Genomic DNA, 4,024 nt, shown 5'->3' with positions numbered 1-4,024 from the left:
GCATTATCCAGACCCCAATGCACGGCAAGGACGAAGGCACTCAGAACTTCCTGAAGGCGCTGTCGCCGACGGGCCAGATCGGCTCCGATCAGGACATCGTCGATGCGGTGCTGTACCTGACCGATTCCAATTTCACCACCGGCACAGTGCTGGCCGTCGACGGCGGCATGGCCACCGGTACCTGGTAAGGAGAATGAACATGAAACTGATTTTTGTTGGCGACCCAATGTGCTCCTGGTGCTATGGCTTCGGCAAGGAAATGACCCAGCTGAAGACAATGCACCCGAATCTGGACGTGGAGATTATCGTCGGCGGTCTACGTGCCGGCGGCACTGAGCTTCTGACCAAAGAAGGCAAACAATTCCGTCTCGGCCATTGGGCCCGCGTCGAAGCAGCGAGCGGCTTGCCGTTCAACCGCGATGCCTTCATGGCGCTGGAAGACTTCGTGTACGACACGGAGCCGGTGTGCCGAGCTGTGGTTGCCGCTCGCCGCGTTCAGCCAGCGTCCGACAACCTGGCCGTGTTCCGCGCCTTGCAGCACGCCTTCTACGCTGAAGGCCGCAACACCACGGACGRCAAAGTGCTGTCCGAAGTCGGCGCCGCAGCGCTGCGCAAGCAGGGTTTCGATGTAAGCGACGAAGCCTTCTTCGCTGCGTTCAACGATGCAGCAACGGTCGCTGAAACCCGTAACGACTTCGTCAAGGCTCGCGGCATGGGCATCAACAGCTTCCCGACGCTGCTGCTGGATAACGGTAAAGAACTCATTCAGGTAAGTCCAGGCTATGCACACGCCCAGCAGCTGGATCAGCAACTGCGTGCGGCACTGGCCCGGTAATCAAAGGAGATGATCATGAAGGTGAAAGCGATGATTGCGGCGATTGCCGCGGGCCTGGCGCTCTCGGCCAGTGCTGTCGCGATGGCGGAAGGTGCTCCGGCGCAGAAGGCTGGTGCGCAAGCCCCTGCCGCCTCCGCCAAGATTTTGCTGACGAAGAAAAGCGCGGCGTACTGGAAAATCACGCTGAACAATCCGCCGCTGAACATTGTTGGTCCTGCCGAAGTGCGCGAGCTGGTGAAAATCCTGGAACAGATCGAAGCCGATCCGAACGTGCAGGTGGTCGTTGTCGACAGCGCTGTGCCGGACCAGTTCATCGCGCACTACGACTTGCTGAAGCCTCTGGAAGATTCCACCAGCATGCCGCCTGGCCCGACCGGCATGCATCCGGTGCCCGATTTCATGGTGCGCTTCGCCCGCCTGGCGCCCGTGACCATTGTGTCGATCCGCGGCCGAGCTACGGGTATCGGCTCCGAGCTGGCCCTGGCTGCGGACATGCGCTTCGCCAGCCGCGAGAAAGCCGTGCTGTCGCAATGGGAAGTAGGCGCCGGCTTTGCGCCAGGCGGTGGTCCGATGGCCCGCTTGCCGCGGCTGGTCGGCCGTGGCCGCGCCATGGAAATCCTGATAGGCTCGGATGACATCAATGGCGAATTGGCCGAGAAATATGGCTACGTGAACCGCGCCTTGCCCGATGCGGAGCTGGATGGTTTCGTCGATGCGCTCGCAACCCGCATCGCATCCTTTGACCGCACCGCCGTAGTCGAAACCAAGAAGCTGGTGAACCTGGCCAGCCTGCCGCCGGATTCGGAAATGCAGCCGAACTGGGATACCTTCATCAAGACCGTGCAGCGGCCCGCAGCGCAGGAACGTGTCGGCGCCCTCGTCAAACAGGGCTTGCAGAAGGACACCTCGATCTACAAGGACCTCGGCAAACGCACCGCAGAATTCAGGAAGTAAGCGATTCTGGCTCCCATTTTTCCCGGCCCCGGCCGGGATTTTTTTTTGGGGAGTTGTGTACTGTAATGGCTGCGTAATCTTTTTGTAATTGGTGGCTTTCTATACTGCCTCTCGCTGATCGGCGCCGATCGCTTTTGTCCACGTTAATCGCAAAGAGGCAGGGTATGTATAAGAGGTTATTGGGAGCCGCGGCTGTGAGCTGCGTGGCTGCGGGGGCGCATGCGCAGTCGAATGTGTCCATTTACGGGATTGTGGATGCGGGCGTCGTCGCTGAGCGCGGCGGTGTGGCGGGAAGCGTCAACAAGGTTACGAGCGGTGTCGGATCGGCATCGCGTCTGGGCTTCAAGGGGACCGAGGATCTGGGTGGCGGCCTGAAGGCGCTGTTCATTCTGGAATCCGGCATCAAGGTAGATACCGGCGAGTCCGACGTCGCCGGCTCCATCGCCAACCGCCAGGCCCTCGTTGGCCTGAGCAGCGATCAATACGGCACGCTGACGCTTGGGCGTCAGAAGACCACGATGTATAAGGCGTTGGGTGAAGTCGGCGATCCCTTCGGCCTCGGTTACGCAGGCAGCTCGAAGAATCTGTTCCCGCTGGCCGGACCGAACACGCGCACCAGCAACACGATCGCGTATGCCACGCCGTCGTATCAGGGACTCTCCGGTGAGGTCACTTACGCGCTGGGTGAGCAAGCGGACAACCAGTCAGCAGGCCGTCAATACGGCGCAGCGATCTCGTACAGCAATGGCGATCTGAATGCGCGCCTGGTCTACAACAACCGCAACAGCGACAGCGCGCCCGCCGTGAAGCATGACCTAGGACATAACGTGCTGCTGGTGGCGAACTATGACTTCAAAGTGGTCAAAGCCTTCTTCGCGTATGGCGTCGATAAAGGTTTCAACAGCGCCGTGCTGCCGGTGGTAAACGCCTACGGCTACAAGGACGCGCCGAAGCCCACGACCGACAGCCACGATTTGCTGATCGGCGCCACGATTCCCGTCGGTGAGCGCGGAACGATCATGACTTCCTATATCCGCAAGGACGACAAGCAATGGGATCAGGACGCGAACCAGCTGGGCTTCGGCTACTCCTACGCCTGGTCCAGGCGCACCAGCACTTACGTCGCTTACGCAAAGATCCACAACAAGAACGGCGCGGGCTACACGGTCGGCAACGATTCCGAAGCGGGCAGCGGCGACTCCGCCTTCAACCTCGGCATTCGCCATTCATTCTAAAAGGAGATTTTTATGCTGAAGCTTAAATATGCCGCTGCCGTTTTCGCCGTGCTGGCTGCCAGCGCGCACGCGGACGATTCCGGCGTCCGGACCATTGACATCGACGCCGATACCAAGTGGGTCAACGTCACGGATGGTGAAACGGTGCAGATCAAAGCAAACGGCCAGGAGTTCACCTGGCACGTTTCCGTCTGGCCAAACCGCTCGTCGATTGAACTGAGCAAGGTCGCGCCGGAAGGCGTGAACGTGGGCTCAGTGCGCGCCTACGTCGCACCGAACCCGCTGTACCGCAATTAAGCCAGGCGGCGGGTGGCGCTGGCGATGCGTTCGCCGAACAGTTTGGCGGTGGCCAGGTCGCCGTGGGGGACTTCATCAGCCGATGCGTCGGATGGCGAGGCGGTGGCCAGGCCGGCGAAGGAGGACAGGTAGTTGATGTCGTCGCGCTTCGCTGCTTTGGAGTTGGACGGCATCATGCCGGTGCCCGCCCACAGCATGCCGTGCTGCTGCGCCAGGGTGAACATGGTGTACAGGGTGGTCTGCTTGTCGCCGGCCACGGACGCGGAGTTGGTGAAGGCCGCGCCCAGCTTGTCCTTCCAGCCCTGGTTGAACCACACCTTCGACGACTGGTCCGCGAACTTCTTGAACTGCCAGCTTACGTTGCCCATGTAGGTCGGGCTGCCGAAGATGATGGCTTTGGCTGCGTTCAGCACATCCCATGCGCCTTCCGGCAAGTCACCGTTGGCGTCAATGGCGAGCAGCTTGCCGCCGCTGCCTGCGGCTACTGCTTCCGCTACTTTGCTGGTGTGGCCGTAGCCGCTGTGATACACGATGACGATATCGGAGTTCATGACCGGTTTCCTTTTAAAGAAGTCAAAGAGGCTCATTTCTTGGCGTCCGCGGCCTGTTTGCGCAGGGTCGTGACGTTGTCGTAGCCGATGCCCCAATTGTCGGTTTCCACTTCATCGATGATGACGAAGGTGGTGGCAGGGTTCTTGTTCAG

The 4,024-nt window shown here is 60.5% G+C and carries 7 protein-coding genes; 5 read left to right on the top strand and 2 right to left on the bottom strand.

What is annotated here, in order from left to right:
• The 5 genes from AB4Z11_RS25535 to AB4Z11_RS25515 form a co-directional block, all read left to right on the top strand.
• The coding region (locus AB4Z11_RS25535; protein ID WP_442028598.1) for an SDR family oxidoreductase at positions 1–188 on the top strand (188 nt) is incomplete at its 5' end.
• Between the two features lie 11 nt (positions 189–199).
• Positions 200–835, top strand: coding sequence for a DsbA family protein (locus tag AB4Z11_RS25530; RefSeq protein WP_442028596.1), 636 nt, complete (start codon positions 200–202; stop codon positions 833–835).
• A 15-nt stretch (positions 836–850) separates the two neighbouring features.
• Complete coding sequence (locus tag AB4Z11_RS25525) at positions 851–1,789, top strand: enoyl-CoA hydratase/isomerase family protein (RefSeq protein ID WP_442028594.1); 939 nt, start codon at positions 851–853, stop codon at positions 1,787–1,789.
• A gap of 194 nt (positions 1,790–1,983) precedes the next feature.
• Complete coding sequence (locus tag AB4Z11_RS25520; RefSeq protein ID WP_442028592.1) at positions 1,984–3,024, top strand: porin; 1,041 nt, start codon at positions 1,984–1,986, stop codon at positions 3,022–3,024.
• A 12-nt stretch (positions 3,025–3,036) separates the two neighbouring features.
• The gene (locus tag AB4Z11_RS25515; protein WP_442028590.1) at positions 3,037–3,321 is read left to right on the top strand and encodes a CzcE family metal-binding protein; all 285 of its coding nucleotides are present in this window, start codon (positions 3,037–3,039) and stop codon (positions 3,319–3,321) included.
• On the opposite strand, the gene AB4Z11_RS25510 is transcribed toward AB4Z11_RS25515, so the two are convergent.
• Positions 3,318–3,872 (bottom strand): flavodoxin family protein, encoded by a 555-nt coding sequence (locus tag AB4Z11_RS25510; protein WP_442028589.1) that lies wholly within the window; start codon positions 3,870–3,872, stop codon positions 3,318–3,320. The two genes, AB4Z11_RS25515 and AB4Z11_RS25510, sit on opposite strands and share 4 nt — an antisense overlap.
• A 32-nt stretch (positions 3,873–3,904) precedes the next feature.
• Positions 3,905–4,024 (bottom strand): tautomerase family protein (locus AB4Z11_RS25505; protein WP_442028599.1); only part of this gene is annotated, 120 nt, incomplete at its 5' end.

This window comes from Pseudoduganella sp. RAF53_2 (assembly GCF_052113985.1).
GTDB lineage: Bacteria > Pseudomonadota > Gammaproteobacteria > Burkholderiales > Burkholderiaceae_D > Rugamonas.
This window is presented reverse-complemented; position numbering and strand designations above follow the sequence as displayed.